Below are 25,176 nucleotides of genomic sequence, written 5' to 3' on the forward strand. Positions count from 1 at the left end.
TTTGCAAATGAAAATGAACAATTTAAAATATTTAATGTAAAACAAAAAGATTTAAGCAAAAAGGAAATTTCTTTTCTTCTTCTTCTCATTTTTACATTCTTAAGGATTATACATTTTGGTGAAGATGATTAGATGAATACAAAGAAATATTATTCAACAACTTAGTTTAATTTTTTTTGATAAAATACCAAAAGTTGGTATCTTTGATTAAAATTAACACAATGGCAAAAAACACATCCATACTATTAGGCGATTATTTTGACAACTTTATCAGCCAACAAATTAAATCCGGAAAATTTTCTTCCGCCAGTGAAGTTGTAAGAACAGCTTTAAGAATGTTCGAATATGAAGAATCTAAAAAAACAGAATTAATCAACGAACTAAAAAAAGGGGAAAAATCTGGTTTTGTTGAAAATTTTGACCGTAAAGAATTTTTGAAAAACCTTCATCAAAAACATTCTGCTGACTAGATGAAATACAAAATCAGTAAAGAAGCGTCCCATGATTTACAAAAAATCTGGCTTTACACCTTCGAAACTTGGTCAGTAAAACAGGCAGATCATTATTTTGATTTGCTCATGAATGAAATTGAGTATTTATCTGAGAATCCAAAATCTGGAAAAGATTACGGTGAAATCAGGAAAGGATATTTCCGTTCAAGGGTGAAATCTCATTTTATATTTTACAAAATCAAAAATGAGGAAATCGAAATCATAAGAATTCTTCACCAACAAATGGATATTTCATCAATATTAAATGAATAGAAAAATCATTAATTCTGTATCTTTAATTCCTCTAATCTAAAAGAGAATCCCCATGAGATCAATACAAAAATCAGGGTACCTATCTGTAACCACAAACGATCAAACCCAACTCTTTTACACTTTATTTTATCCGGATGCAGCTTCTGTGAAAGCCACTCTTCTCATTGTTCATGGCATGCAGGAACACAGCGGAAGATATGCAGAGATTGCAGAATATTTTGCGTCTCATGGAATTGCTGTATTAACCTATGATCACCTGGGGCATGGAAAATCTGTAAAAGAAAAAAAGGATATTGGTTTCTTCCAGCTTGAAAAACCGGATGAAAGACTTATAGCCGATGCAAAAATGATGGCAGATCATCTTGCAGAGCAATATCCGGATGTTCCGCATTTTATTCTGGGCCATTCTATGGGATCTTTTATTACACGTTGTCTTCTTCAAAAAGCAAGCAGTCAATTTTCAGGAGCTGTCATTACAGGAACCGGCGGACCTTTACCAGGAATTGATGTATTAAGAGCGTATTTATCATTGGCTACGGCTATTGCTCCCCGTCATCGTACGTTTTTAAATTCTGTTTTTACGAGTGTCAATAACAAGCATTTTAAAAAAGATAAAGACTTCGGTGATACCAGCTGGCTCAGTATTAATCCTGAAAACAGAAAGGCTTTTGAACAGGATGAACTTTGTGGAATTCCGTTTACCCATAATGCTTTTTATACTTTGTTTACCATCTATAAAAAAGCGACAGCGAGAAAGTGGGCTGCACTTATTTCTAAATCATTTCCTTTTTTATTTGTAAGCGGACAGAATGACCCGATTGGTGACTTTGGAAAAGGAGTCATGCATACGGTCGACAACTTAAAAGCTGATGGTTTTGAAAATGTGGACGTAAAGATCTATCCGGAAATGCGTCATGAGATTTTGAACGAATCCATAAGAGAAGAGGTTCTGAAGGAAATTTATAAGTGGATATTTAAATAATAAAGAAATTCAATAATCACAGAGAATAAAAATTCCAGATAGCAATTATCTGGAATTTCTGTATAATTTTAGGCTCTAAAGCCGATGGATTCTAATCTTATTAACAGACGGGCTAAAGCCCGTCTCTATTGAATATGTAATTGATTCTGTACAATTTGTAAGAAACCCGGTCATCAATTCAGGAGTAATTCCTGATCAGTTCCAATTTCGTCAAGAAAAACTTCATCGTGGGAAATCACCAGCAGGGTTCCATGATAATCTTTGATAGAGTGGGTGAGAATTTCTACATTCTGCAGATCAAGGTTATTGGTAGGTTCATCAAGGATGATCATATCCGGTGCTTTATTGCTGATGGAAAGCCCGCAGAGAAGTAACCGTAAACGCTCTCCTCCACTCAGCATACCGCATTTTTTATCCCAGGTATCTTTCCCGAACAAAAATCTGGACAGTAATGTTTTGACTTCTGATTCCTGCATGGCACTGTCATTGAAAGTCTGTACAAAATCATACAACGTTGAGTCATTATCAATCAGAGAATATTCCTGATCAATGTAAATACTGTTGAATTCTGCTTTTTTTATTCTCCCTTCCGAAGGCTGAAGACTTCCTAACAAAAGTTTTATCAGCGTCGTTTTTCCTGAACCGTTTCCTCCTTTTATTGAAATTCTGTCTCCACTGCTGATTTCAAGATTAAGATTTTCTTTCCAGAGTTTCCCTTTTCCATAACTGAAGTTGAGATCTTCAGCTGTAATCAGGACTTTTCCTGAATGCAGATTGGAATCATTAAAATTCACTTTCATCTGCTCAAAATTCTTTAACGAGGAACGCAAGTCTCTCAAGTCACCGGAAATACCACTTATTTTCTCAGCATGGATACTTTTCAGTTTTGAACTGTTTTTTTCCGCATTATTCCGAAGGGTATTCATCATAATTCTTGCTACTCCGGATTTTTCCTGCTTGCCTTTACCTCGTGCATCCAGTTTTTGTTTTCTTTCCAGGGTTTCCCGTTCTTTTTCTTTAGCTTTTTTTAAAGCCCGCTCTTTGGAATGGATATCATTTTGCAATGCTTCCTCCTCCACTTCTTTCTGTTTGGCATAAAAATCATAGTTTCCACCATAAGTTGTAATTCCCTGATTACTTAACTCAAATATGGTATCCACAAGATTGAGCAAAGTACGGTCGTGGCTTACGATAACCACTGTTGAATCTGTTTTGTCAATAAGATCATACAAGAGTTTTCTTCCTTCCCTATCCAGGTGATTGGTCGGCTCATCCAATACGATAATATCAGGTTGATTGATCTGAATTCCGGCAAGAAAAACTTTCGTCTTCTGACCGCCACTCAAGCCTTCAAGCTTTTGAGTTAATTCAAAATTCCCGAGTCCCCAATGCTCCAGAGCCTGCTTACACCGATCTTCAATGTCCCAGTCATCATTGAGCGTTTCAAAATAAATTTCATCCACCTCACCATTGGTAATTTTCTGGAGGGCATATAATTTCTGATCTATTTTCAGACATTCCGCGATGGTAAGATGATTACAATTTCCAAACATCTGAGGCACATAAAAAATATCGCCCTGGATATTAACACTGCCTTCTGAAGGTTGTATTTCGTCTGCGATTATTTTCAGCAGAGTTGATTTCCCCATGCCGTTACTGCCTAGCAAAGCAGATCTGGTATGAGCCTGTATTGTTACATTGATATGATTAAATAGAAGATTTCCTCCCGGAAACCCAAAGGATATATTTTGCAGTAAAATCATGATTTCTTTCTTAAATAGTATAATTAAACACCAGCAACACTGGCGTTGCCGTTTATTGAATCTGAAAGAAATTATATCCTACATGTCTGTATTTTGGGTTTTGAAAGTACAAAGATACTCATTTTCCGGAATATATAATTCTTCACAAAAAACACAAGACATTTATCATCATATTGTTCTGCCTTATTTCAAACACTTGTTTTTAATCCCTTTCAAAATCCTTTTTTTAAGGCTATATCATTCTATCTCATTAAAAATCTTAGCATTCTTAGTATTTAAACATACTTCGTCATAATATTCAATTTTGTTGTTGCAATACCTTTTAACTTTCGAACTGACAAAAACAGGAAAGTATTTTAATCAAAAATCCGTAACTTTGCCAACTACTAAAAATTTTATGGAAAGCATTAAAGTTCACGACAAAACTTTCGTTCCTTATTTAAAGGATGCCGAAATTCAGGAAATTGTAAAAGAGACAGCGTTAAGAATTTATGAAGATTACAAGGACGAAGTTCCTGTTTTCATTGGGGTTTTAAATGGGGTGGTGATGTTCTTCTCAGATCTTTTAAAATATTACCCGGGAGAATGCGAAATTGCCTTCATTCAAATGAGTTCTTATGTAGGAACTGAGTCTACAGGGATCGTTTATCAGAAAATGGAGCTTACCAAAGATGTAAGAGACCGTCATATTATTCTTGTTGAAGATATCGTAGATACAGGAAACACAGTTGAAAGTCTTTTCAAATATTTCAAAGAAACACAACGTCCTAAATCTGTAAAACTGGCTAGTTTCCTGCTGAAACCGGAGATTTACAAGAAAGATTTCAAACTGGATTATATCGGAAAGGAAATTCCTAACAAGTTTGTGCTTGGATATGGACTGGATTATGACGAATTGGGTAGAAATCTTCCGAATTTATATCAGCTGGAAGACGGACAAATCAACCATTAAACGCTGTTGGCTATTAGCTGATAGCTTTTAGCTTAAAATTATATAAAGAAATAAATTTAATAATAACTTAAAAAAGCTGAAAGCAAAGAGCAAACCGCCAAAAGCCAAAAGCCAGAAGCAAAATGCCAATTGCCTAAAGCGAATCAACATTATGATAAACATTGTTCTGTTCGGCCCTCCAGGAAGTGGAAAAGGAACACAAGCTCAGAATCTGATCGAAAAATTCAATTTAAAACAGGTTTCAACAGGTGATCTTTTCAGATACAACATGAAAAATGACACTGAACTTGGAAAACTGGCTAAATCATACATCGATAAGGGAGAATTGGTTCCGGATCAGGTAACAACAGATATGCTGATCGATGAGATCAAAAAACCAACTGATACCAACGGTTTTATTTTTGACGGATATCCAAGAACAACTGCGCAGACAGAAGCTTTGGAAACAATCGTTAAAGAAGTACTGAATGACGAGATTGATATCTGTCTTTCATTGGTGGTAGAGGACAAAATTTTGGTGGAAAGACTTCTGAAAAGAGGTGAAACCAGCGGAAGATCAGACGACAGCAATGTAGAGATCATCGAAAACAGAATTAAAGAATATTATACCAAAACAGCAGAAGTTGCCGAGCTTTATAAGAAGCAGGGAAAATATGTAGAGGTAAACGGTGTCGGAGAAATTGATGAGATTTCCCAAAAACTTTTCGCTGAGGTAGAGAAAATTAAATAATCGGGATATGGGTACGGGATGAAATTACATCCCGTAATCCTCACCCCGCAACACAAACTATATGTCTAACTTTGTAGATTACGTAAAGATCCATTGTAAAAGCGGACACGGAGGTGCTGGTTCTGCCCACCTTCGCCGTGAAAAGTATATTCCTAAAGGTGGTCCTGACGGAGGCGACGGAGGTCGTGGAGGTCATATCATTATGAAAGGAAATGCCAATGAATGGACTTTGCTTCCACTCCGATACACCCGTCACGTAAAAGCAGAACGTGGTGAAAACGGAGGAAAAAACCAGCTTACCGGTGCCTACGGAGCTGATGTTTATATTGAGGTTCCGGTGGGAACTATTGCCAAAAATGAAGAAGGCGAAATTATCGGTGAAATTTTAGAAGACGGACAAGAAATCATCCTGATGCATGGTGGTAAAGGAGGGTTAGGAAACGAGCATTTCAAGTCTTCTACGAATCAGACCCCAAGATATGCACAGCCAGGTCTTCCGGGAGAAGAAGGGTATATCGTTTTCGAGCTTAAAATTTTGGCAGATGTAGGTCTGGTTGGGTTTCCGAATGCCGGAAAATCTACACTTTTAGCATCTGTTTCTGCGGCAAAACCAAAAATTGCCAATTATGCCTTTACGACACTGACTCCTAACCTTGGAATTGTAGATTACAGAAATTACAAATCATTTGTAATGGCTGATATTCCGGGAATTATTGAAGGAGCAGCAGAAGGAAAAGGTTTAGGACACAGATTCCTGAGACATATCGAAAGAAATTCCATCCTTTTATTCTTAATTCCGGCTGATTCTGAGGATCATTTCAACGAGTTTAAGATTCTTGAAAATGAACTGAAGGAGTACAATCCTGAACTTCTGGATAAAGATTTTATTGTTTCCATTTCAAAATCTGACCTTCTGGATGATGAACTGAAAAAGGAAATTGCAGCAGAGTTCCCGGAGAACAAGCAGCCTTTATTCTTTTCAGGTGTTACCGGAGAAGGCCTTATGGAACTTAAGGATGCCATCTGGAAACAATTGCACGGATAGAAAAATTGATTTATCAGTTGTGCTTTTTATAGTAAAGCTGCATTATAAAAAAACAGCCTCAGGTTTTCCTAAGGCTGTTTTTTATAAAATTAACCCTATGTTCCCCGAAAATATTTTAAACCATTAAGAATGGATTTAAGAAATAAAGTATAGTTAAGATAAATCATTCTGATTTTTAAGCTTACAGCGAGATTATCTTCATATTCTTAACACCTTAATACAATCTTAACGGTTCAAAAAAGCAAAGGGTTAAACAGCTTTCTTTTTTTATATTTAACAAAAACATAATATGATGAAGACTTTTGGAACAATTATTGGGAGATCCTCTGAAATTGAAAAAACTATGAAATATTTGCTAGCCATTTGTGCATTTGTGTTTTTGACATCCTGTACAACTTCTCAAAAAGTAAATTCAAAATATGCTGCCATTGAATATGAGGCGACTCCATGTTTTGGATTCTGTCCTGTTTTTAAAATGACGATCAATCCGGACAGAACTGCGGTTTTTGAAGCAGAACATTTTAATTTTAATGATAAACCTTCGAAAGATGAGTTTTCAAAGCCACGTGAAGGAACTTTTAAAGGAACCATTAAGGAAGAGGATTACAATAAATTAATCACTTTACTGGACGGATTAAATGTAAAAGATTTGAATGATAAATATGGTGAACACAATATTACCGATCTTCCAACTTCCTATTTAAGAATCAAATTTGCTGACGGAACTTCAAAAAATGTAGAAGATTATGGAAAACGCGGAAGCGAGAAGCTTTCGGAAGTGTACCAGTTTTTTGAGAATCTGAGAAAAAACCAGGAATGGACTAAAGTGAAATAGTTTCATTTAAAAAATATTAAATTATCTTTGTTACCATAATTCCTCCCAACGAGGAATTTTTTTTATAAAATTATTAACCATCCATAACATGAGAAAAAACTTTTTTTTCGTTTCAGTATTTGCATGTTCAGGCTTCATTAATGCCCAAACACAACACCCCACAAAAACAGAATCCTCTGTCAGCCTTGGAGTGAAAGGAGGATATTCTTTATCCAGCATGAAACTTTTTGATGATAAACTGGATTCCAGGTCTTATTTCTATGCAGGTATTCTGGCAGAGCAGCCAATATCCCACAAGTTCGGAGTGCAGGCTGAAGTTCTTTATACTCAGCTAGGCGGTAAAATTTCATATCCTATAACAATACCAAACACTCAGGGTAGTTTAGGAAATATGAATTATACATATTCTCTAACTCAAATACAGGTGCCCATTTCTGCAAAGTATTATATTATTCCTAATCTTTCTGCTTCTGCCGGGATGAATATTGGTTTCAATATATCTACAAAAGTAGAAGCCAGTAGCAGGATAACAGGAACTGAGAAAAGAAATTATGATGGAGTAAAGACCTTAAACCTATTTCCATTCCTGGGAGCAGAATACAAGCTTAGTAAAAAGTTTTTTGCAGATGCAAGATATAATTTCAATTTTATAGAAATAAGTAAAAGCAATACTTTACCTATGAAAGCCGGATTTTTTCAGGCTGGTGTAGGATATAGATTTAAATAAACTGCAGATATTTAACAGAAAAAATGGCGGCTCATATTCTGGCGGCCATTTCTGTTTTTCAATAGGCAATAAGTCTAAAAAAGTGGAAAAATATACTTAAAAATATTTAGACTACCTTTGCAGAATGTAATTCTTTCAGACTGAAGGAATTTTTATTTAAATTTTAAAATAATTCATTTGAATTTTACAGACTTAAACTTAATAGAACCTATTGCAAAAGCAATCCAGGAGCAGGGTTACACGACTCCGACTCCTATCCAGGAAAGATCTATTCCTGATATTTTAGAAGGCAGAGACTTTTTAGGTTGTGCCCAGACAGGAACAGGAAAAACAGCCGCTTTTTCCATCCCGATCCTACAGAATTTATCCAAAAATAAAATTCCCAATAAACATATAAAAGCCTTAATCCTTACCCCCACCAGAGAACTGGCCATTCAGATTGAGGAAAACATTAATGCTTACGGTAAATATCTTCCGCTAAAACAACTTGTTATTTTCGGAGGCGTAAAACAAGGAAATCAGGAAGCTGCTTTGAGAAAAGGAGTTGATATTCTGGTAGCAACACCGGGAAGACTTCTGGACTTCATTGCTCAGGGAATCATCAGCCTGAAAAACCTTGAAATCTTTGTTCTTGATGAAGCAGACAGAATGCTGGATATGGGATTTGTACATGATGTAAAAAGAGTGATTAAACTTTTACCTCAGAAAAGACAGACTTTATTCTTTTCGGCAACAATGCCGGCTGAAATTCAGAAACTGGCTAATTCTATCCTGAATAATCCTGTGAAAGTGGAAGTAACACCGGTTTCTTCTACAGCAGATACCATCAAACAATCTGTATATTTTGTAGAAAAAGACAACAAGCTGAATCTGCTTTCTCATATTCTTCAAAATGATATTTCAGATTCTGTATTGGTTTTTGCAAGAACGAAGCATGGCGCGGATAAGATTTCAAGAAAACTTCAGAAAGATAATATCTCTGCAGAGGCAATTCATGGTAACAAATCTCAGAATGCACGACAAAATGCGTTGAACAATTTCAAATCCGGAAAAACAAGGGTTCTTGTGGCGACAGATATTGCAGCAAGAGGAATTGATATTGATGAACTGAAATTCGTAATCAATTTTGAGCTGTCTGATGTTTCTGAAACCTATGTACACAGAATCGGAAGAACAGGAAGAGCCGGAGCTGAAGGAACCTCTATTTCTTTTGTAGACGGACTTGATCTTCTGAATTTAAAGAATACAGAAAAGCTGATTGGCAAGAAAATCCCTGTGATCAAGGATCATCCGTTCCATACTGATGATCTGGTGGCACAGAAAAGAGATTCGAATAACAAACCTGTTCCTGCCGGCGGCGGAAAGCCTAAAACAGAAAACAGTAATAATTCAAGGTCTAATAATAACCGTAAAAAGCCTTCTGCGGGAGCTTCTGTAGGTTTTAAAAAACCTAAGAATAAGAATTTCACAAGAAAGAAATAAAAAGACAAACCCCTTTTCAGTGTTGAAAAGGGGTTTGTTTATCTTAAACTAACAGTAATCTCCAGCTTCTCTCTTCCAGCTTCCAGCCGCTTTACTTAAAAAGATTCTTTGCATTTTCTGTTGTGATACGGTCTATCTCAGTGAAATCTTTCCCATAAATATTCACCAGTTTTCCCGCTACCAGATCAAGATAAGCACTTTCATTTCTTTTTCCTCTGTGAGGAACCGGCGCGAGATAAGGAGAATCTGTTTCGAGGACAATTTTATCTAATGGAACTTCGTTCAGAAACTGATCTATTTTTCCGTTTTTGAAGGTTACTACTCCACCGATTCCTAAAATAAAATTAAGATCAATAGCATGCTGTGCCTGTTCAAGATCTCCCGAAAAACAATGGAAAATCCCTCTTAGTTTTGGATGTTTTTTTCTTTCCAATACTTCAAACGTTTCATCAAAACTTTCTCTGGTATGAATGACAATTGGAAGATCTTTTTCTATGGCCCAGTCGATCTGCTGCTCAAAGGCTTTCACCTGAATATCGAGTGTTGTTTTATCCCAGTACAGATCTATTCCGATCTCTCCGATCGCAGGAAAATGTCTTTGATCAAGATAATTTTTTACGATTTCAAGTTCTTTTTCCCATGATTCCGGTTTTACATAACAAGGATGTAATCCCATCATAGAAAAAATCTGCCCCGGATATTCTGTTTCCAGCTGCAGCATTTTCTCATGAGACTCTGAGTCAATAGCCGGAAGGTAGAATTCTGTTATTCCTTTGTCTAAAGCTCTCTGAATGGCTTCTTTTCTGTCTTCATCAAATTCTTCTGCGTATAGATGTGTATGTGTATCAATCATTTTATTTAAAATTTTAACAGATCTTCGTAGGGGTTTTCAAGTCCCAGCAATAATCCGAAAGCCGGTTCTGTTTTTATTCCCTGTTTTTTTAGTTCTATTATTTTGTGTTTAAATTCTTCTCCTTTTTCCTGTAGTATTTTGTATTCAGCAATCATATGAAGATAGGCGTTCTGCTGTGTTGTAGGCTTATTCTGTCCAAAGATCTCGATCGGGAAACCATCAAGCATAAAATTTATAGTCATGCATTTTTCCCCGTTGATAATAGGATATTGAACGTCAACATCGTGAGGGATGAACCTGCTGAACATTAAATCATCCAGAAAGTCTTCTTCAAATTTTAAATCAACCTCAAAAATAAGATCCAGATCACTTCCTTCAATATCAATTTCAATAGGAACAGTTCCTGCCAAAATGGGTGAATAAGCTTTTAATTTATCAAAAAAACGATGCTTTGTAAGAAGTTCGTAAACCCTTTTCTGTCTTTCATTGCCATTTTTGAGATAATCAATCTTGGTGAAATCAGGCATTTAAAATATTTTATGTTTTACCTTTTTGCGCTGGGCTTCAATTCTTTGATCCAGCTTTTCTCTGAATTCTATAAACTTTGGATCTTTCTTGTCACTGGTTTTATGTTCAAGAGCTTTGATAATCTTAAAGTTTTCTTTGATAAAATTCTGGGTTTCTTCTGAAAAATAAGACCTTCCGAATTTTTCAAAAATATAATTAACCGCCTGCGTGCTGGGATGAATCATATCTTCCTTATAGAAACGGTAATCCCGCAGGTCATCCATTAAAATTTCATAAACAGGCAGATAATGACAGTCTTCAAACATTGAAATGGATTCGTGGATGGCTGTAATCAGTTTCGATTTGCTCAGCTGATTTTCTACCATTCCATCTTTTGTATGTCTTACAGGTGAAACCGTAAACAGGATCTGTACTCCTTCTTTGCAGATGTCTTTAAGATCCAGAATCGTCTGGTAAATTGAGCTGGTAAGCTCCTGATGGGAAAGCAGCCTTTTATCAAAAAACTTTTGCGGAATTTTATGACAGTTGGCAACCAGCTTTTTCTTGGGAAGGAATTCATAAATAAATGAAGATCCGTAGGTGATAATAATCCAGTCGGCTTCCTGAAGAAAGGCATTTCCCGCTTCAATAGCTCCATTAATCTTATCCAGGGTCTGATGAATATAACGGGTATCAAAACTGGTATGATGATCCAGAGAGATATATTCTTCATTGTAAGTAATCAGTTCCTCTTCTTCATAAAATGCAGAATCATGTAATCTGTTGATGGCATGATTGATGGAATAAGGATTAAAAATCGTCCCGAAAGGATTATTAAGGGTCTGAAGTTGTCCGTCCTGCAGTAGATCTGTCATTTCAGAGGCAAAACATGATCCTATTGAGAATATTTTATCTTCAATCTCAATCTTCTTTTCTGATGCGGGAATATCAACTTCGGTTCTGAATTTCATTGTATACGGGTTAGGTTGCAGAAAACAGGCTGCAGGTAAATTGCTGCTACCTGCGACCTACCCTCTGCTACCTGTATTAGCTTTCTCTTCTCAACAAATAATTGGCCAGTTCAATAAAAGGTTTTTTCTTTTCTTCCGGCACATCAATTTTCTGAAGATAACTTTGTCCGATTTCATTATGTTTTTCAATCAGACGTAATGCTTTTTCATCCACTTTTGTTCTTCTGAAAATCTTTTCAACTCCGTAGACTTTATCAACGTTTTCGGTCTTTTTAGAATACCAGTAATCCAGTTCTTTTCTTTCTTCATCGGTAGCATGTTCTCTTGCTAACAGATACAGAACTGTTTTTTTATTTTCATAAATATCTCCTGCGTGTTTTTTTCCAAACTGTGCCTGATCTCCGAAGACATCAAGATAATCATCCATAATCTGGAATGCAATTCCGATATGTTTTCCGAAATTGAAAATAGCTTTCGCATCTTTAAAATCTGCTTTTGCAATCAAAGCTCCGATTTCAAATGAAGAAGCACTCAACACACCGGTTTTGTAGGTAATCATTCTGATATAATCATCAAAAGTAACGTCTTTCTGGGTTTCAAAGTTGATATCATACTGCTGTCCTTCGCATAACAGAAGTCCCGTGTGGGTAAATATTCTGATACATGCTTTGAAGATTTCAGGTTCAAGATCTTCAAAGAACTTGTACGCTTTCAGCATCAGTCCGTCTCCGGAAAGAATTCCTACGTTAAGACCATGTAAAGTATGAATGGTAGGCTTGTTTCTTCTCAAAGGAGCTTCGTCCATAATATCATCATGGATCAGGGTGAAGTTATGGAAAAACTCGATAGCCAACGCCGGCTTGATGGCCTGTTTAAGATCTCCACCGAACATCTCACATGCCATAAGCACCATAATGGGACGAAGACGTTTTCCGCCATGGGAAATAATATAATTCATCGGCTCGTAGAGCTCTGAAGGTTTATCTTTAAAAGTATATTTAGTGATGGCATCTGCAACAATCTGCTGGTATCTGTCTAAAAATTCCATAAAATCTTATAATTTGAACAAAAATACGATTTTTCAAGGCTTTATAAAACAAAAAACTTTGCCCAAAAGGACAAAGTTTGTATAATTATATGATTTGTTTTTTTAGAAAACGAAGGTTACCACAAGATAGGTAATTCCTGCAACAATGGCAGAGATTGGAATGGTAAGAACCCAGGCCCAAAGTAAACTTACAGTGATTCCCCATCTTACCGCTGAAATTCTTTTTGTTAATCCTACCCCGATGATAGAACCTGTAATCGTATGGGTTGTAGATACAGGAATACCAAAGTGGTCTGTGATGAATAAAGTAATAGCACCTGCAGTTTCTGCACTTACTCCTTCTAATGAAGTTACTTTGGTAATCTTGGTACCCATTGTTTTGATGATCTTCCAACCACCGCTCATTGTACCTAAACCGATGGCAAGGAACGAAACTAAAGGAACCCAGATATAATGCTGCGCAAAATAATCAAAACGTTCTGCAGAAGGAATATTCAGATACTGAACATCCTGAAGCATATTAACGTGATAGTAAATTACCGCTGCACCAATGATCCCCATTACTTTCTGTGCATCATTCAAACCATGTCCCAAGCTGAATAAAGCGGATGAAGCCAGCTGCAATCTTTTGAAAGACTGGTCTGCTTTGTGCGGGTTTGACCTTTTATAAAGATGTACAATGATCAGGGTAATGATAATTGAAATAATCATCCCTATAATCGGAGCCATGAAAATGAACAGGAAGATAGGAATTACTTTATCAAATTTCACCACACTCTGGTGTGTTACCTGATTGAAAGCTTCTTTAACAGTACCCCACATTCCAAGATCCGGCTGGGCTGCAGCCACATCGTGATAATCCATCATGAAAGCATGCATAAGAGCGGCTCCCAGGAATCCTCCGATCAGCGTATGTGATGATGATGAAGGGATTCCGAACCACCATGTAAGCAGGTTCCAGGCAATAGCTGCCACAAGACCGGAAAATATAACTTCAAGGGTGATAAAATTCTCGTTAACTGTTTTGGCAATTGTATTACCAATTTTGAATTCTCCAATAATATAAGCAGCTATAAAGAATGCTGCGAAGTTCCAAAGCGCCGCCCAAAGTACAGCCTGGAATGGAGTTAAAACTTTTGTAGAAACTATAGTTGCAATTGAGTTGGCTGCATCATGGAAACCATTGATATAATCGAAGATCAGGGCCAGCGCAATAATAACTACAAGTAAAATCGGAAATTCCATTTTTTGCTATGTATTAGGCGTATTTAATCATGATGTTCTCAATGGTATTGGCAACATCTTCTGCTTTGTCTGTTACAATTTCAAGGTAGTTTAATACAGATGAAACTTTAATAATGTTGATGGCATCATTGGTTTCAAATAATTCTACCATTGAGTTGGAAAGCAGATCGTCAGCAATATTCTCAATAGAGTTCACCTTAATACAAGCTTCTTTCACCTGCTCCATGTTTTTGAACCCTTTAAGGTTTTTCATCGCATTCTGAATTTCAAGACATGCTTTGTGGATCAATAAAGAGAAGTCTGAATACGCCTTCATCTCAGGTGATTTGTAAAGGAAAATATATTTTGTGGAAGCGTAGATATAGTCAGCGATATCATCAAGCCCTGTTGCCAGTGTGTGGATATCCTCACGGTCAAAAGGTGTAATGAAGTTTTTCCCTAATTCTACGAAAATTTCGTGAGTAAGTTCATCGTTCTTGTGTTCGAAGTCGCTCATTTTCTTCAACATTGAATCATCATTAAGATCGAAATCCTTGATTCCTGTGTTGAATTCTTCTGACATTGCAACTAGATTTTCAGTTACTTTTTCGAAAAGTACAAAGAAGATTTTATCTTTTGGTTGAAAAGCGTGGAAAATATTACCAATTCCCATTTTTTAGTATTTATAATTCGTGTGCAAATTTCTTAAAAAAGGATTGCACGTGAAACTATATAACATTAAGTTTTGTTAACATTCGCTTAACTACTGATTATCAAATAAAAAAACCGGCATGAATGCCGGTTTTATATGGTATAGGAAGGATTAGTTGGCTACTTCAGCTCTCATATCTTTTCCTTTGAACTTCATCGATTGAATATTGCTCAATACATTGTCTTTGAACGATTTTTCAACTTCGAAGAAAGAGAATTTCTCCAAGATTTCAATATCACCGATTTCCGCTCTTTTCTTGCTTTTTCCGCCAGCAGTAGCTTTGTTGATAATATCTAAAACATCAAGCTTCTTCAAATGGTCTTTTTTACCAAGGTTGAAGAAGAATCTTACCATGTTTTCATCTCTTCTTCTTGGTTTTCCGCCACGATCTCTGTCTCTGTCACGTCCGCGATCTCTGTCTCTGCCTCTATCTCTGTCTCTGTCACGTCCACGGTCTCTTCTTGAGTAATCGTCATCCCTGCTGCTTAATTTCTGCTCAGCAAGGTCGTGCTTGTCTTTGTAGTATAAAGCAAGATCTTTCAACTGGAACTGTAGCAGCTGGTGCACCAGTTCTTCTTTTGTGAAGTTGCTCAGATCCGGGATTAAGCTATCATCAAATTCGAAAAGATCTTCGTGCTCTGTCAATAATTTTTCAAATACACCTCCTACCTGAGCTTTGATAATATCATCACCTGTAGGGATAAATCTTTCGTGGATTTCAATTTTAGTTGCAGATTTGATCTGTTTCAGTTTTCTGCTTTCTTCAGGCTTGATTAGAGCCATAGAAATACCGTCTTTTCCAGCTCTACCTGTTCTTCCGCTTCTGTGAACGAATACTTCAGGGTCATCCGGTAAAGAGAAGTGAATAACGTGAGTAAGAGAGTTTACATCCAGTCCTCTTGCGGCAACGTCTGTAGCTACAAGAATATCAATGTTTTTCAATCTGAATTTCTTCATTACCGTATCTCTCTGCGCCTGAGAAAGATCACCGTGAAGAGCATCAGCGGCATATCCGTTCTGCATTAAGAAATCAGCAACCTCCTGAGTTTCCATTCTCGTTCTACAGAAGATAATGGAATACTGGTTTGGATTTGCATCGATAAGTCTCTTCAATGCTTCTTTTTTCTGACGGTATCCTACAACATAGTATTCGTGAGTAATGTTCTTCTTCACTTCGTTGATAGAACCTACTGAAATACGATGTGGTTTTGTAAGATAATTTTTGGAAATTCTTTCCACTTCTTTATTCATCGTTGCAGAGAATAAGAAAGTTTGTTTTGTTTCCGGAGTTTCGCTTAGAATGGTTTCCAATTCATCCTTGAATCCCATAGAAAGCATTTCATCAGCTTCGTCTAATACTAACCAATGGATCGCAGAAAAGTCCAATGCTTTTCTGTTGATAAGATCAATTACTCTTCCCGGAGTTCCCACGATAATCTGTGGTTTGTCCTTCAAAGATCTCATCTGCTCTACAATACTACTTCCACCATAAACCGCAGTTGTCTTGATGTCTTTCATATATTTAGAGTAATTCTTTATGTCCTTCGAAATCTGAAGACATAATTCCCGTGTCGGACAAAGCACCAATAATTGGATTTTGCGACTCGTATCGTCAATCATATCCAAAATCGGAAGCGAAAACGCTGCTGTTTTGCCTGTCCCTGTCTGCGCAAGTGCGATCAAGTCGCGAATATCTGAAAGAATAAAAGGGATAGTCTGTTTTTGGATTTCTGTTGGGCTTTCGTAACCCAGTTCGCCAATTGCCTTAAGGATATCAGGACTTAAATTGGTTTCCGTAAATAAATTCATTAACTATTTTAAAATTTTTGCAAAGATACAATAAATATTTGATTTGTTTTTGAATAAATTTTTAAATATGCAAACTTAAATTCACAATCCTGTAATATTTCTTTGATTTTTGGAAAATTAAATCTAAAAAAAGAAGCCTAGATTTAAAAAGTTGTTAAACATTATTTTTTTTTATTAAATTGGATTAATTTTTTCCGTGTTATTTATGAATTTTCAAAAATAAAGCCATGAAATGCAAATTTTTGTTTTTCATATTCTTATTTATCGCTATTAAACATTGTCCCTTCATTAATAGTTTTTGTACATTTGAGCTGTGGGATTCGGGGTTCTGGTTGCGAGATCCGATATCCGAGACTTTGATTCGGGATTCTGGGTACGAAATCCAGGATTGAGAATAGATTTTGAATCTCACTTAATAACAAAAAAACACCTATTACAATATGTCTTCAAGTATTTCTTCCAAAACATTTGATTTTTTAAAAAAGTTAAATAAAAACAATAACCGCGAGTGGTTTAATGAAAATAAAAACTTATACACAGAATCGCAGCAAAACGTGGTTTCTTTTCTGGATGAGCTTACCAGAGAGATGTCCGGTTTTGATGAAAAACTTGCCAGAATAGACAGTAAAAAAACCTTGTTCAGAATTTACAGGGATACCCGTTTTTCAAAGGACAAGTCACCTTATAAAACCAATTTCGGAGCTTCTCTGGGAATGGGAAAAGGAAATCAGAAAGGAGGTTATTATCTTCACCTTGAACCCGGGAAATCCTTTTTAGCCGGAGGGATCTATATGCCGGAATCTTCTGTCCTGAAAGAAGTCCGTAAGGAAATTTCTTTGTATGGAGATGATTTCCTGAAAATTCTCAATAATAAAGATTTTAAAAAACATTTTCCGGAGCTTGATCAGGACGATAAACTGAAGAAAGTCCCTCAAGGCTTTGAAAAGGAAGACCCTATGGCAGAATACCTCAAGCTTAAAAACTTTATTGTGATATACTCTCTGAAAGATGAGGAAGTACTGGACAAAAATGCGGTAAAAAATATGGCCCAAGTTTTCAAGCTGATGAAACCTTTCAATGATTTCCTGAATACGCCTCTGCTTTAATTTCTGATCACAAATCGCAGATTCAACAGAAAACTGCATGTATTCTCGCTGGCCATGATGTTTAGAACATGTGTTGCAGAGATAAAGATGTCTCTGTGACAAATTGAGAATATCTTAAAATTCAATGGATTACAAAAATAAATTTTAAAATTCAGTACTGAAAATCAAGCTATTACAATTAACATTTTTTAAGAAAAGTTTTACATTTTTATGTATCTTTGCTGTTCGCCAAAAAGTCAACCATGTCTTTATACCAAAAAATTGCAGAGAAACTACAATACATAAGCCCGAATTTTTACAAAAAAAGATATTTTAAAACTTTAAATAATCTTAATAAAAACAACTTTTCGGAACGTAATGTAGAACCGGAACTGGTATGGATCAAAGAATACCTTTCTAAAAATGCTGTAATCCTTGATATTGGCGCGAATGTAGGAACTTTCCTTTATCAGTTGGAAAAAACGTTAAATCATGACCATATTTATGGTTTTGAGCCTAACAAAAAGCTTTGCACACGATTGAAAAGACTGTTTCCGGCCATGCATATCTTTCCTCTTGCTCTTTCTGACGAAAACAGAATTGCTGAGTTCAAAGTACCTATTATAAACGGAAAAACGGTTGCTTCCCGCGGTACTTTAAACACTGCTTACAAAGAAAAGGGAGAAGAGAAAAGTTATACAGAGAAAGTAAAAGTGATCAAGCTGGATGAATGGGCAGCACTTGAACATTTCAACAGACTTGATTTTATCAAAATAGACGTTGAAGGAAATGAAATAAAGACCCTTTCCGGTGCGAGAGAAACTATCAGACAGTTCAAACCAACCCTTATGGTTGAGATGGAACAAAGACACCATGAAACGCCTATCTGGAATGAGATATCCGAAGTGATGAGCTGGGGATATGAAGCCAAATATCTGAACAGAAACAGTTTTACGCTGGAGGATCTTACAGAAGATATTATTACACAAAATACAAACGACGAAAAAAATAAAACTCAGTACATCAACAATATTATTTTTATACCTAAAAACATTTAAAACAACTTTATGAGTGTAGTAGCGAGACAAGGCTTCAAATATTCCATTATCGGTTATATTGGTTTTTTGCTGGGCACCGTTTCCGCAATATTCATATTTCCGAATGATTTTGAATTTTACGGAAAGCTGCGCTACAGTATGCAAACTGCTGAAATGCTCGTTCCTTTTGTTGTTTTTGGTATTTCTTATGCGAATGTAAAATTTTTTAACGCTTTACAGAAAGAAGGAAAAAACCAGAATATGCTTTCACTATCTCTTGTGACTGTCCTGATCAATTTTCTCATTTTTGTTACTGTATTTTTTATCCTCCCCTATTTTTATCCGAAATTTGTACATTCAGAAGCATGGAAAATTAAAAAAATTATTTTACCCTTAATTTTAATTTTGTCACTTTGTGCTATTTTCAATAAATACACTTCAAATTATAAAAGAATTGTCGTCTCGAATATCTTTGACAATCTTTTCCCTAAAATAGCAAATCTGGGGGCTTTCTGTCTTTTCTTCTATTTTTCTTTGTCTCAGAATATTGCACTGGCTTTTTTCTTCGGAATATTTGCGCTCATGCTGTTCGGGTATATTTATTATACCAATAAGCTGGAAAAAATAAAGTTCGACATCAGCACAGATTTTTTCAAAAAAAATAATTTTTGGAAGGAATTCCTGAACTACAGTTTCTTTGGATTTCTGGGAACGTTTGGAAATTATCTGGCGATCAACAGTTTTATGATTGGAGAATTTATGGGAATGGAAGAAAACGGGATATATTCCGTTCTCTATGCTTTGATTTCTCTGATCTCTATCCCCCAACTGGGACTATTCAATATTTCAGCTCCGATTATCAGTAAAAATCTGGCAGACGGAGATATGGTGGAACTGGACAGGTTCCATAAGAAAACTTCTTTAACACTTTATTTCCTTGGTGCTGTGTTGTTCTCGTGTATTATGGTTGGATTCCCTTATCTGACGCAGTTCATGCCAAAGAACGGAACCATGCTCAGAGAGTACGAGCCGGTAGTATGGATCTGGGGCTCTGCCGTATTGATCGACCTTGCAACGGGATTTAATGGAAATATTATTTCACTCTCAAAATATTACAGATTCAATATTCTGGTCATGCTTTTACTGGCCGGATTAACGATCGGACTGAATTATTATTTTATTAAAAACACACCACTGAAACTGATCGGAATTGCTTTATCTACAGCTATTTCACTTACGATTTATAATGTGGTGAAAATTGTTTTCAATTATATTGTATTTAAAGTTTCGCCTTTAAGTATTGAAATGATTTTCGTGTCTATTATCTGTACGTTAGCCATTACAGTAGCCATTGTTCTTCCTAATTTCAACAGCAACCTGATTAATCTTGTTTACAAACCTGCAGTTGTTCTGGTACTGATCTATATCGGAAATTACTTCACCAAGATTTTCCCGGTTGAAGATTATCTGAATATGAGGTTTATCAAGAGTGTATTTAAGATAAAATAAGAGAATAATTCAGACTTTTTAGATCAAAGATGTTAGAAATTGTTCCAGTCTCTTCTGAACTTCTTTTCTGCTGTATGTTTTATAAAAATCAAATGGAGTTTCCGAAACAGTGCTTAATTGTTCAAGAACATTTTCTTTTTCAGCAATAATAAAGTCTAATTTTGAGGGATAATTTCCTGGAAAAACAGCCAATTTCCCATAGGCTATGGCATCGCCCAGGTTTCCTGTCATTTTTGTCAGTCCATAGGTTTCTTTCATGCTGAAGAATTCTGTATCCTGCTGAATCGGACACCACAAAACGTCTGCTTTCTGCATCCATTTTTCAAAATCCCCGGAGGGCACCCTTTCTGAAAAATAAGTAATTTTAATGTTTTCGGGTAATTTTCCGGACAGATTTTCAAGTTGTTTTAACTCGTGTCCGCCTGCTTTTCCAAGGAAAACAAACTGGCAAATCCTGTCTGTATGGAGATTCTGAATAGTTTTAAAAATATAGGCGTAATCTCTTCTCTTTTGCGAAACACCGCCTGGAATTACGACCATAAGATTTTCATTTTTTGTCCTGTCAAAATCTCTGGTATAAAACAGTGGCAGATACTGATATTGATCTGAAGTCATTGCTTCATCCAGTACAAAAAGAGACCGGGATGTCTGATAAACTTTGGTCTTGTACAGCAACCCTTCTTTCAACCACAATTTTAACCTGAAAATAACATCTCCTTTGAAAACGCTTTTTATCAAATCCAGCTTTGAGGATTTTATGAAATTAAGATTATGGGTAATAACTGCTGTATTGTACTTTTTTGTCACTGCAAAAAATGTATTAAAATAACGATGAACAGTTCCTATTACCACAAGGTCATATCCTTTCCCTTTTAACTGATCCAGAATCATGGAACTGTCTGATAAGAAAACAGCTTCGTCACGATGGTTGATCTGATCTTTTATCCTTTTTGAAAAATAATAGTCTACGGCAAAATCCTCAGAACCTTCCATAATATCCATGAAAGCCTGAGCAATTTCTGCATGAGTGTCTATTTCTATGTACGCTATTTTTTTCACGGGTTAAAGGGAGTTATATCTTAAGTTTGGCTAAAGCCAATGGATTTTTATTTTTTTAATTAAACGGGCTAAAGCCCGTTTCTACTGATGAACATTTGCAATGTATAAAATAATCTATCTTTTACATCTTCAGCCATTTCTTTTTCAACATTTTTATACGCTGATCATTAACGGCTTTTTGTTCTTCTTTTGTAATTTTCAATTCTAATTTTTTTGATCTGCAGCTTTCATAAGACCTGATAATATCGAAGAAAAATGAAGCAGACTTACTTTTCACAGCTTCTTTTGAGGAGGCGATGTATGCCAGAAACCTGTTCAGCCCTAAGAAATAAAAATATTTTCCGTAATAATCCGCAGGGCGTATCGTGTAATCGGCTCCTTTTACTTTAATCAACTTTACATGCAGCTCCGGAAGAACAACTTCTTTCCATCCAAGATTATCCAGTAAAATGGAATCAATATTATCCCAGCCCAGTGTTTCCCTTATGCCGCCCATCTGAATAAAACATTCTTTACGGTAGGCCTTCATAGGACCTCTTACATGATGTTTATTGGAATTCCCCTCATATACCCAGTTTCCGTCTTTTTCAATGTACAAAAGGCCTCCTACCAATCCAAATTCCGGATGCGTGGCAAAAGCTGTTTCTACTACTGACAGATAATTTTCCGGAAGAATGATATCGGCATCAAATTTACAGATAATATCAAATTCATCCATAGCCTGGGTCTGAAGTCCGTTTTTGAAAGCGTGAACCACTTTTGATCCCGGCTGATGTTCAGATTTCTGAAGGCTGACCGTTTCAAAACGGGAATCAGCTTCCGTATATTTTCTGATCACCTCAGCTGTTCTGTCTGTAGAACCGTCATTCACTACCACTACTTTAAAATCTTTGCTGCTTTGCTGTTGTAAAGAATCAAGAGTAAATGGAAGGTTGTTTTCTTCGTTATGGGCAGGAATTATGATTAAAAACCTCACGAATTATAGTATAAATGATGAATAATAAATGATCAATGATGAGAAGCTTTCGAGGGCATCAATTACCATTGATCATTTATTGTTGATGAATTTATTTGTTATGCGGTTTCAGCATATTCTTCGGATCAAGAATTTCGTCCAGCTTTTCCTGGGAAAGAATTCCTTTTTCCAGAACAAGATTGTAAACGCTTTTCCCGGTTTCCAAAGCTTCTTTTGCAATTTGCGTAGACTGTTTGTACCCGATGTAAGGATTCAATGCCGTTACAATTCCGATGCTGTGTTTCACCATATTCAGGCAGACTTCCTTATTGGCCGTAATTCCAACCACACACTTGTCGCGAAGTGTATCCAAAGCATTGCAAAGGAAGTTGATATTTTCCATGATGGCATGAGAAAGTACCGGTTCCATTACATTCAGCTGTAACTGTCCTGCTTCTGCTGCAAAGGTTACCGTAAGATCGTTTCCAATCACTTTGAAACATACCTGGTTAACCACTTCCGGAATTACAGGATTTACTTTCCCCGGCATAATAGAAGACCCCGGCTGCATTGGCGGAAGATTAATTTCAAAAAGGCCTGCTCTTGGACCTGATGAAAGTAATCTTAAATCATTACAGATTTTTGACAGTTTCACAGCAAGGCGTTTCATTGCTGAAGAGTAGATCACATAAGATCCTGTATCTGGAGTTGCTTCTACTAAATCCGGTGCTGAAACAATTGGGAATCCCGTAATCTGGGCTAAATTTTTAGCACAAAGAGTAGCATATCCTACCGGAGCATTCAATCCTGTTCCGATGGCAGTAGCTCCCATATTTACTTCTACAAAAAGGTTTGCATTGTTATTCAGCTTGGAGATATCCTCTTCCAAAGTGGCTGCATACGCTTCAAATTCCTGCCCTAAAGTCATCGGGACAGCGTCCTGAAGTTGTGTACGTCCCATTTTGATTACATCCTGAAATTCCTGTCCTTTTGCACGGAAAGCAGTGATAATTCTTTCTAATTTTTCTACCAGCCCAATGTTCATCTGAAGCAATCCCATTTTGATAGCTGTAGGATAAGCGTCATTGGTAGACTGAGAAAGGTTGATATGATCATTAGGCGAACAGAATTCGTATTCTCCTTTATTTTTTCCTAATTTTTCCAATACGATATTAGCGATCACTTCATTCGCATTCATGTTGATGGAAGTTCCTGCTCCCCCCTGAATCATATCTACCGGAAACTGCTCATGATATTTCCCTTCTACAATTTCATCACACGCTTCTGCTATTTTAAAATACAGGTTTTCGTCCAGAAGTCCTAATTCATAATTGGTTTTTGCTGCTGCTTTTTTAACAAAAGCCAACCCTTTTATGAAATCCGGATACGAAGACAAAAGCTGTCCTGAGATTTTAAAATTGTCGATAGCCCTTTGTGTCTGAACCCCATAATAAGCATCTAAAGGCACATTCAGTTCGCCTAATAGATCACTTTCTTTTCTGAAATTTTCCATTACAGATATTTTACTGTTTTTGATCGTTTAAAGATAGCAAAAACGCATCTAACCGATGCGTTTTAATTTGAATTATTTTAGTGGATATTTTTGATTTAAAGCCTGGAGTATTGCCCATGTTTCAGCATCCATGATTCCGTCATAATTTTGTGGACGGAAGTGGTACTGGAATGCTTCAATTGTTTTCTTGGTAGCATCATCCCATTGTCCGCTAGGATCAAGTACATATCCGAATTTCTGCAATGAAGTCTGAATAAGGAAAATAAAACTGGACTCATTATATTTTGCTGCCAGGTCAGCTTGTGCAGGTTCAAGATAAGTCTGTTTAGCAGCTTCATCATACCACATTCCAACCTGATATTCGTCATAGAGCTTTTTCCACGGAAACATCGGTCCCGGATCCTGTTTTCTTGTAGGAGCAATATCTGAATGCCCCAATACGTTTGTTGGCTGGATCTGATATCTTGTTACAATATCTTTAACCAGAGCAGCCACTTTTTTCACCTGCTCATCACTAAAAGGGGCAAAAGTTCTTTTACCGGTACTATCTGTGGTATATCCTGTATTTACAATTTCAATACCGATAGAATTATCGTTAAGATTTTTATCATTTCTCCATGCACTTATCCCTGCGTGGTATGCTCTTTTATTTTCATCTACCAATTGATAGATCTCGTTATCTCCGGTATTATTTACCAGATAATGAGCACTTACTGCCTGTTGGGTAAGAACACTGATTGATTTATCATCTGCAAGAGCTGTATAATGTAATATCAGATAACGCTGTCTGAAATTCTGGGCCACTGCAGGAAAATAAGTTTTTACCACTTTATATCCGCCCGGTTTTGCAGATACAATAGAACCATAACTCACCGTATTATCATTTTTGGTTGGATCTGCTATATTGGTCGTAAAAAATTCTACTCCATGATCAGATATAACTTTGGGTTTTGGAGCAACCGGAGGTTTTGTCTGAACCGTTGGTTTCGCCTGTGTTATTGGGGTTTTCGGTTTGTAAGTATTTTTTTTCACATTTTGCTGAGAAGTACATGAAAAAACAAATGTGCTTAATCCGATGATATATAATGTTTTACGCATCAGTTTGGTTTTTGGATGATTTATTAGTTCAAAAATACACAAAATTTTCTTGAATTTTATTTGGTAAATAAAGAAATCTGTTCTATATTTGCACTCGCAATAACGGAACAACGATCATTAAAAAATAAACAAAAAGGAGGGTTGCCGGAGTGGTTAACGGAGCAGTTTGCTAAACTGTCGACGCGAAAGTGTCGCAAGGGTTCGAATCCCTTACCCTCCGCTCTTCTATATATTCGGGGCGTAGCGTAGTCCGGTCATCGCGCCTGGTTTGGGACCAGGAGGTCGCAGGTTCGAATCCTGCCGCCCCGACTTTTTAATGTGCTTATTACTAAGCGGGAATCAAATTCTAAGGGTGCGTAGCTCAGCTGGATAGAGCATCTGCCTTCTAAGCAGACGGTCAAAGGTTCGAATCCTTTCGCGCTCACAAAAAACCTCACAATTTTTATTGTGAGATTTTTTGTTTTTATTACCTTCATACAAATTGATCTGTACGATTTATTTTCATCGAAAATCTTG

24 protein-coding genes and 3 tRNA genes are annotated in these 25,176 nt (G+C 36.4%); 15 read left to right on the top strand and 12 right to left on the bottom strand.

Going from position 1 to position 25,176, the window contains the following annotated elements:
* The first annotated feature begins 221 nt into the window (after positions 1-221).
* From LIV57_RS19180 to LIV57_RS19190, 3 genes are read left to right on the top strand one after another with little or no spacing between them, the layout of a single operon-like run.
* On the top strand, positions 222-470 hold the full coding sequence (locus LIV57_RS19180; RefSeq protein ID WP_110010783.1) for a type II toxin-antitoxin system ParD family antitoxin: 249 nt from the start codon (positions 222-224) through the stop codon (positions 468-470).
* Positions 471-764: a type II toxin-antitoxin system RelE/ParE family toxin gene (locus LIV57_RS19185; protein ID WP_227943894.1), complete on the top strand. Its 294-nt coding sequence runs from the start codon at positions 471-473 to the stop codon at positions 762-764. It abuts the gene before it with no gap.
* Positions 765-816: 52 nt separating this feature from the next.
* Positions 817-1,746: an alpha/beta fold hydrolase gene (locus LIV57_RS19190; RefSeq protein ID WP_227943895.1), complete on the top strand. Its 930-nt coding sequence runs from the start codon at positions 817-819 to the stop codon at positions 1,744-1,746.
* 173 nt (positions 1,747-1,919) lie between these two features.
* Here the strand turns inward: LIV57_RS19190 and LIV57_RS19195 are convergent, their stop codons facing one another.
* A complete protein-coding gene (locus LIV57_RS19195; RefSeq protein WP_227943896.1) occupies positions 1,920-3,509 on the bottom strand; it encodes an ABC-F family ATP-binding cassette domain-containing protein in 1,590 nt (529 codons plus the stop codon).
* A 397-nt stretch (positions 3,510-3,906) separates the two neighbouring features.
* On the opposite strand from LIV57_RS19195, the gene LIV57_RS19200 reads away from it, so the two are divergent.
* From LIV57_RS19200 to LIV57_RS19225, 6 genes are all read left to right on the top strand, one after another.
* Complete coding sequence (locus tag LIV57_RS19200) at positions 3,907-4,461, top strand: phosphoribosyltransferase (RefSeq protein WP_047374145.1); 555 nt, start codon at positions 3,907-3,909, stop codon at positions 4,459-4,461.
* 151 nt (positions 4,462-4,612) lie between these two features.
* Positions 4,613-5,191 (top strand): adenylate kinase, encoded by a 579-nt coding sequence (locus LIV57_RS19205; protein ID WP_202839791.1) that lies wholly within the window; start codon positions 4,613-4,615, stop codon positions 5,189-5,191.
* Positions 5,192-5,252: 61 nt separating this feature from the next.
* The gene (gene obgE / locus LIV57_RS19210) at positions 5,253-6,236 is read left to right on the top strand and encodes a GTPase ObgE (RefSeq protein WP_110010788.1); all 984 of its coding nucleotides are present in this window, start codon (positions 5,253-5,255) and stop codon (positions 6,234-6,236) included.
* 343 nt (positions 6,237-6,579) lie between these two features.
* On the top strand, positions 6,580-7,071 hold the full coding sequence (locus LIV57_RS19215; protein WP_227943897.1) for a DUF6438 domain-containing protein: 492 nt from the start codon (positions 6,580-6,582) through the stop codon (positions 7,069-7,071).
* Positions 7,072-7,159: 88 nt separating this feature from the next.
* Positions 7,160-7,798, top strand: a complete 639-nt coding sequence (locus tag LIV57_RS19220; RefSeq protein WP_227943898.1) for a porin family protein — start codon at positions 7,160-7,162, stop codon at positions 7,796-7,798.
* Positions 7,799-7,975: 177 nt separating this feature from the next.
* On the top strand, positions 7,976-9,280 hold the full coding sequence (locus LIV57_RS19225) for a DEAD/DEAH box helicase (RefSeq protein ID WP_202839799.1): 1,305 nt from the start codon (positions 7,976-7,978) through the stop codon (positions 9,278-9,280).
* Positions 9,281-9,371: 91 nt separating this feature from the next.
* On the opposite strand, the gene LIV57_RS19230 is transcribed toward LIV57_RS19225, so the two are convergent.
* From LIV57_RS19230 to LIV57_RS19260, 7 genes are all read right to left on the bottom strand, one after another.
* Positions 9,372-10,133: a TatD family hydrolase gene (locus tag LIV57_RS19230; protein ID WP_227943899.1), complete on the bottom strand. Its 762-nt coding sequence runs from the start codon at positions 10,131-10,133 to the stop codon at positions 9,372-9,374.
* A gap of 5 nt (positions 10,134-10,138) precedes the next feature.
* Complete coding sequence (locus LIV57_RS19235) at positions 10,139-10,660, bottom strand: DUF4269 domain-containing protein (RefSeq protein WP_227943900.1); 522 nt, start codon at positions 10,658-10,660, stop codon at positions 10,139-10,141.
* Positions 10,661-11,611, bottom strand: coding sequence for a GSCFA domain-containing protein (locus LIV57_RS19240; RefSeq protein WP_227943901.1), 951 nt, complete (start codon positions 11,609-11,611; stop codon positions 10,661-10,663).
* Positions 11,612-11,687: 76 nt separating this feature from the next.
* On the bottom strand, positions 11,688-12,659 hold the full coding sequence (locus LIV57_RS19245; protein WP_110010795.1) for a polyprenyl synthetase family protein: 972 nt from the start codon (positions 12,657-12,659) through the stop codon (positions 11,688-11,690).
* 102 nt (positions 12,660-12,761) lie between these two features.
* Positions 12,762-13,904, bottom strand: coding sequence for an inorganic phosphate transporter (locus tag LIV57_RS19250; RefSeq protein ID WP_110010796.1), 1,143 nt, complete (start codon positions 13,902-13,904; stop codon positions 12,762-12,764).
* A gap of 13 nt (positions 13,905-13,917) precedes the next feature.
* On the bottom strand, positions 13,918-14,556 hold the full coding sequence (locus LIV57_RS19255; RefSeq protein WP_027374906.1) for a DUF47 domain-containing protein: 639 nt from the start codon (positions 14,554-14,556) through the stop codon (positions 13,918-13,920).
* Between the two features lie 150 nt (positions 14,557-14,706).
* Positions 14,707-16,404, bottom strand: coding sequence for a DEAD/DEAH box helicase (locus LIV57_RS19260; protein ID WP_202839809.1), 1,698 nt, complete (start codon positions 16,402-16,404; stop codon positions 14,707-14,709).
* A 440-nt stretch (positions 16,405-16,844) separates the two neighbouring features.
* On the opposite strand from LIV57_RS19260, the gene LIV57_RS19265 reads away from it, so the two are divergent.
* From LIV57_RS19265 to LIV57_RS19275, 3 genes are all read left to right on the top strand, one after another.
* Positions 16,845-17,510: a DUF2461 domain-containing protein gene (locus LIV57_RS19265; RefSeq protein WP_227943902.1), complete on the top strand. Its 666-nt coding sequence runs from the start codon at positions 16,845-16,847 to the stop codon at positions 17,508-17,510.
* A gap of 242 nt (positions 17,511-17,752) precedes the next feature.
* Positions 17,753-18,547 carry an FkbM family methyltransferase gene (locus LIV57_RS19270; protein WP_227943903.1) on the top strand — a complete coding sequence of 265 codons (795 nt, stop codon included), beginning with the start codon at positions 17,753-17,755 and terminating at the stop codon, positions 18,545-18,547.
* Between the two features lie 9 nt (positions 18,548-18,556).
* Positions 18,557-20,035, top strand: coding sequence for a lipopolysaccharide biosynthesis protein (locus tag LIV57_RS19275; protein WP_227943904.1), 1,479 nt, complete (start codon positions 18,557-18,559; stop codon positions 20,033-20,035).
* An 18-nt stretch (positions 20,036-20,053) separates the two neighbouring features.
* Here the strand turns inward: LIV57_RS19275 and LIV57_RS19280 are convergent, their stop codons facing one another.
* The 4 genes from LIV57_RS19280 to LIV57_RS19295 all read right to left on the bottom strand — a co-directional run bounded on the left by LIV57_RS19280 (position 20,054) and on the right by LIV57_RS19295 (position 24,660).
* Entirely contained in the window at positions 20,054-21,094 is a 1,041-nt protein-coding gene (locus tag LIV57_RS19280; RefSeq protein WP_227943905.1) for a hypothetical protein, read from the bottom strand.
* 121 nt (positions 21,095-21,215) lie between these two features.
* On the bottom strand, positions 21,216-22,070 hold the full coding sequence (locus LIV57_RS19285) for a glycosyltransferase (RefSeq protein ID WP_227943906.1): 855 nt from the start codon (positions 22,068-22,070) through the stop codon (positions 21,216-21,218).
* Between the two features lie 91 nt (positions 22,071-22,161).
* Entirely contained in the window at positions 22,162-23,562 is a 1,401-nt protein-coding gene (gene aspA / locus LIV57_RS19290) for an aspartate ammonia-lyase (protein ID WP_227943907.1), read from the bottom strand.
* Between the two features lie 72 nt (positions 23,563-23,634).
* Positions 23,635-24,660: an N-acetylmuramoyl-L-alanine amidase gene (locus LIV57_RS19295; RefSeq protein WP_227943908.1), complete on the bottom strand. Its 1,026-nt coding sequence runs from the start codon at positions 24,658-24,660 to the stop codon at positions 23,635-23,637.
* A 135-nt stretch (positions 24,661-24,795) separates the two neighbouring features.
* On the opposite strand from LIV57_RS19295, the gene LIV57_RS19300 reads away from it, so the two are divergent.
* The 3 genes from LIV57_RS19300 to LIV57_RS19310 all read left to right on the top strand — a co-directional run bounded on the left by LIV57_RS19300 (position 24,796) and on the right by LIV57_RS19310 (position 25,084).
* Positions 24,796-24,880: transfer RNA gene (locus LIV57_RS19300), tRNA-Ser, on the top strand.
* Positions 24,881-24,894: 14 nt separating this feature from the next.
* Positions 24,895-24,969 (top strand) — tRNA-Pro (locus tag LIV57_RS19305).
* Positions 24,970-25,010: 41 nt separating this feature from the next.
* A tRNA-Arg gene (locus LIV57_RS19310) sits at positions 25,011-25,084 on the top strand.
* Positions 25,085-25,176: the final 92 nt, after the last annotated feature.

Source organism: Chryseobacterium sp. X308 (assembly GCF_020733145.1).
GTDB lineage: Bacteria > Bacteroidota > Bacteroidia > Flavobacteriales > Weeksellaceae > Chryseobacterium > Chryseobacterium cupriresistens.

Coding starts and splice junctions, on each gene's coding strand:
- LIV57_RS19190 (WP_227943895.1), top strand. CDS start 817: ATGAGATCAATACAAAAATCAGGGTACCTATCTGTAACCACAAACGAT.
- aspA (WP_227943907.1), bottom strand. CDS start 23,562: ATGGAAAATTTCAGAAAAGAAAGTGATCTATTAGGCGAACTGAATGTG.
- LIV57_RS19215 (WP_227943897.1), top strand. CDS start 6,580: ATGAAATATTTGCTAGCCATTTGTGCATTTGTGTTTTTGACATCCTGT.
- LIV57_RS19185 (WP_227943894.1), top strand. CDS start 471: ATGAAATACAAAATCAGTAAAGAAGCGTCCCATGATTTACAAAAAATC.
- LIV57_RS19255 (WP_027374906.1), bottom strand. CDS start 14,556: ATGGGAATTGGTAATATTTTCCACGCTTTTCAACCAAAAGATAAAATC.
- LIV57_RS19260 (WP_202839809.1), bottom strand. CDS start 16,404: ATGAATTTATTTACGGAAACCAATTTAAGTCCTGATATCCTTAAGGCA.
- LIV57_RS19250 (WP_110010796.1), bottom strand. CDS start 13,904: ATGGAATTTCCGATTTTACTTGTAGTTATTATTGCGCTGGCCCTGATC.
- LIV57_RS19265 (WP_227943902.1), top strand. CDS start 16,845: ATGTCTTCAAGTATTTCTTCCAAAACATTTGATTTTTTAAAAAAGTTA.
- LIV57_RS19220 (WP_227943898.1), top strand. CDS start 7,160: ATGAGAAAAAACTTTTTTTTCGTTTCAGTATTTGCATGTTCAGGCTTC.
- LIV57_RS19245 (WP_110010795.1), bottom strand. CDS start 12,659: ATGGAATTTTTAGACAGATACCAGCAGATTGTTGCAGATGCCATCACT.
- LIV57_RS19275 (WP_227943904.1), top strand. CDS start 18,557: ATGAGTGTAGTAGCGAGACAAGGCTTCAAATATTCCATTATCGGTTAT.
- LIV57_RS19240 (WP_227943901.1), bottom strand. CDS start 11,611: ATGAAATTCAGAACCGAAGTTGATATTCCCGCATCAGAAAAGAAGATT.
- obgE (WP_110010788.1), top strand. CDS start 5,253: ATGTCTAACTTTGTAGATTACGTAAAGATCCATTGTAAAAGCGGACAC.
- LIV57_RS19195 (WP_227943896.1), bottom strand. CDS start 3,509: ATGATTTTACTGCAAAATATATCCTTTGGGTTTCCGGGAGGAAATCTT.
- LIV57_RS19200 (WP_047374145.1), top strand. CDS start 3,907: ATGGAAAGCATTAAAGTTCACGACAAAACTTTCGTTCCTTATTTAAAG.
- LIV57_RS19180 (WP_110010783.1), top strand. CDS start 222: ATGGCAAAAAACACATCCATACTATTAGGCGATTATTTTGACAACTTT.
- LIV57_RS19205 (WP_202839791.1), top strand. CDS start 4,613: ATGATAAACATTGTTCTGTTCGGCCCTCCAGGAAGTGGAAAAGGAACA.
- LIV57_RS19295 (WP_227943908.1), bottom strand. CDS start 24,660: ATGCGTAAAACATTATATATCATCGGATTAAGCACATTTGTTTTTTCA.
- LIV57_RS19230 (WP_227943899.1), bottom strand. CDS start 10,133: ATGATTGATACACATACACATCTATACGCAGAAGAATTTGATGAAGAC.
- LIV57_RS19235 (WP_227943900.1), bottom strand. CDS start 10,660: ATGCCTGATTTCACCAAGATTGATTATCTCAAAAATGGCAATGAAAGA.
- LIV57_RS19270 (WP_227943903.1), top strand. CDS start 17,753: ATGTCTTTATACCAAAAAATTGCAGAGAAACTACAATACATAAGCCCG.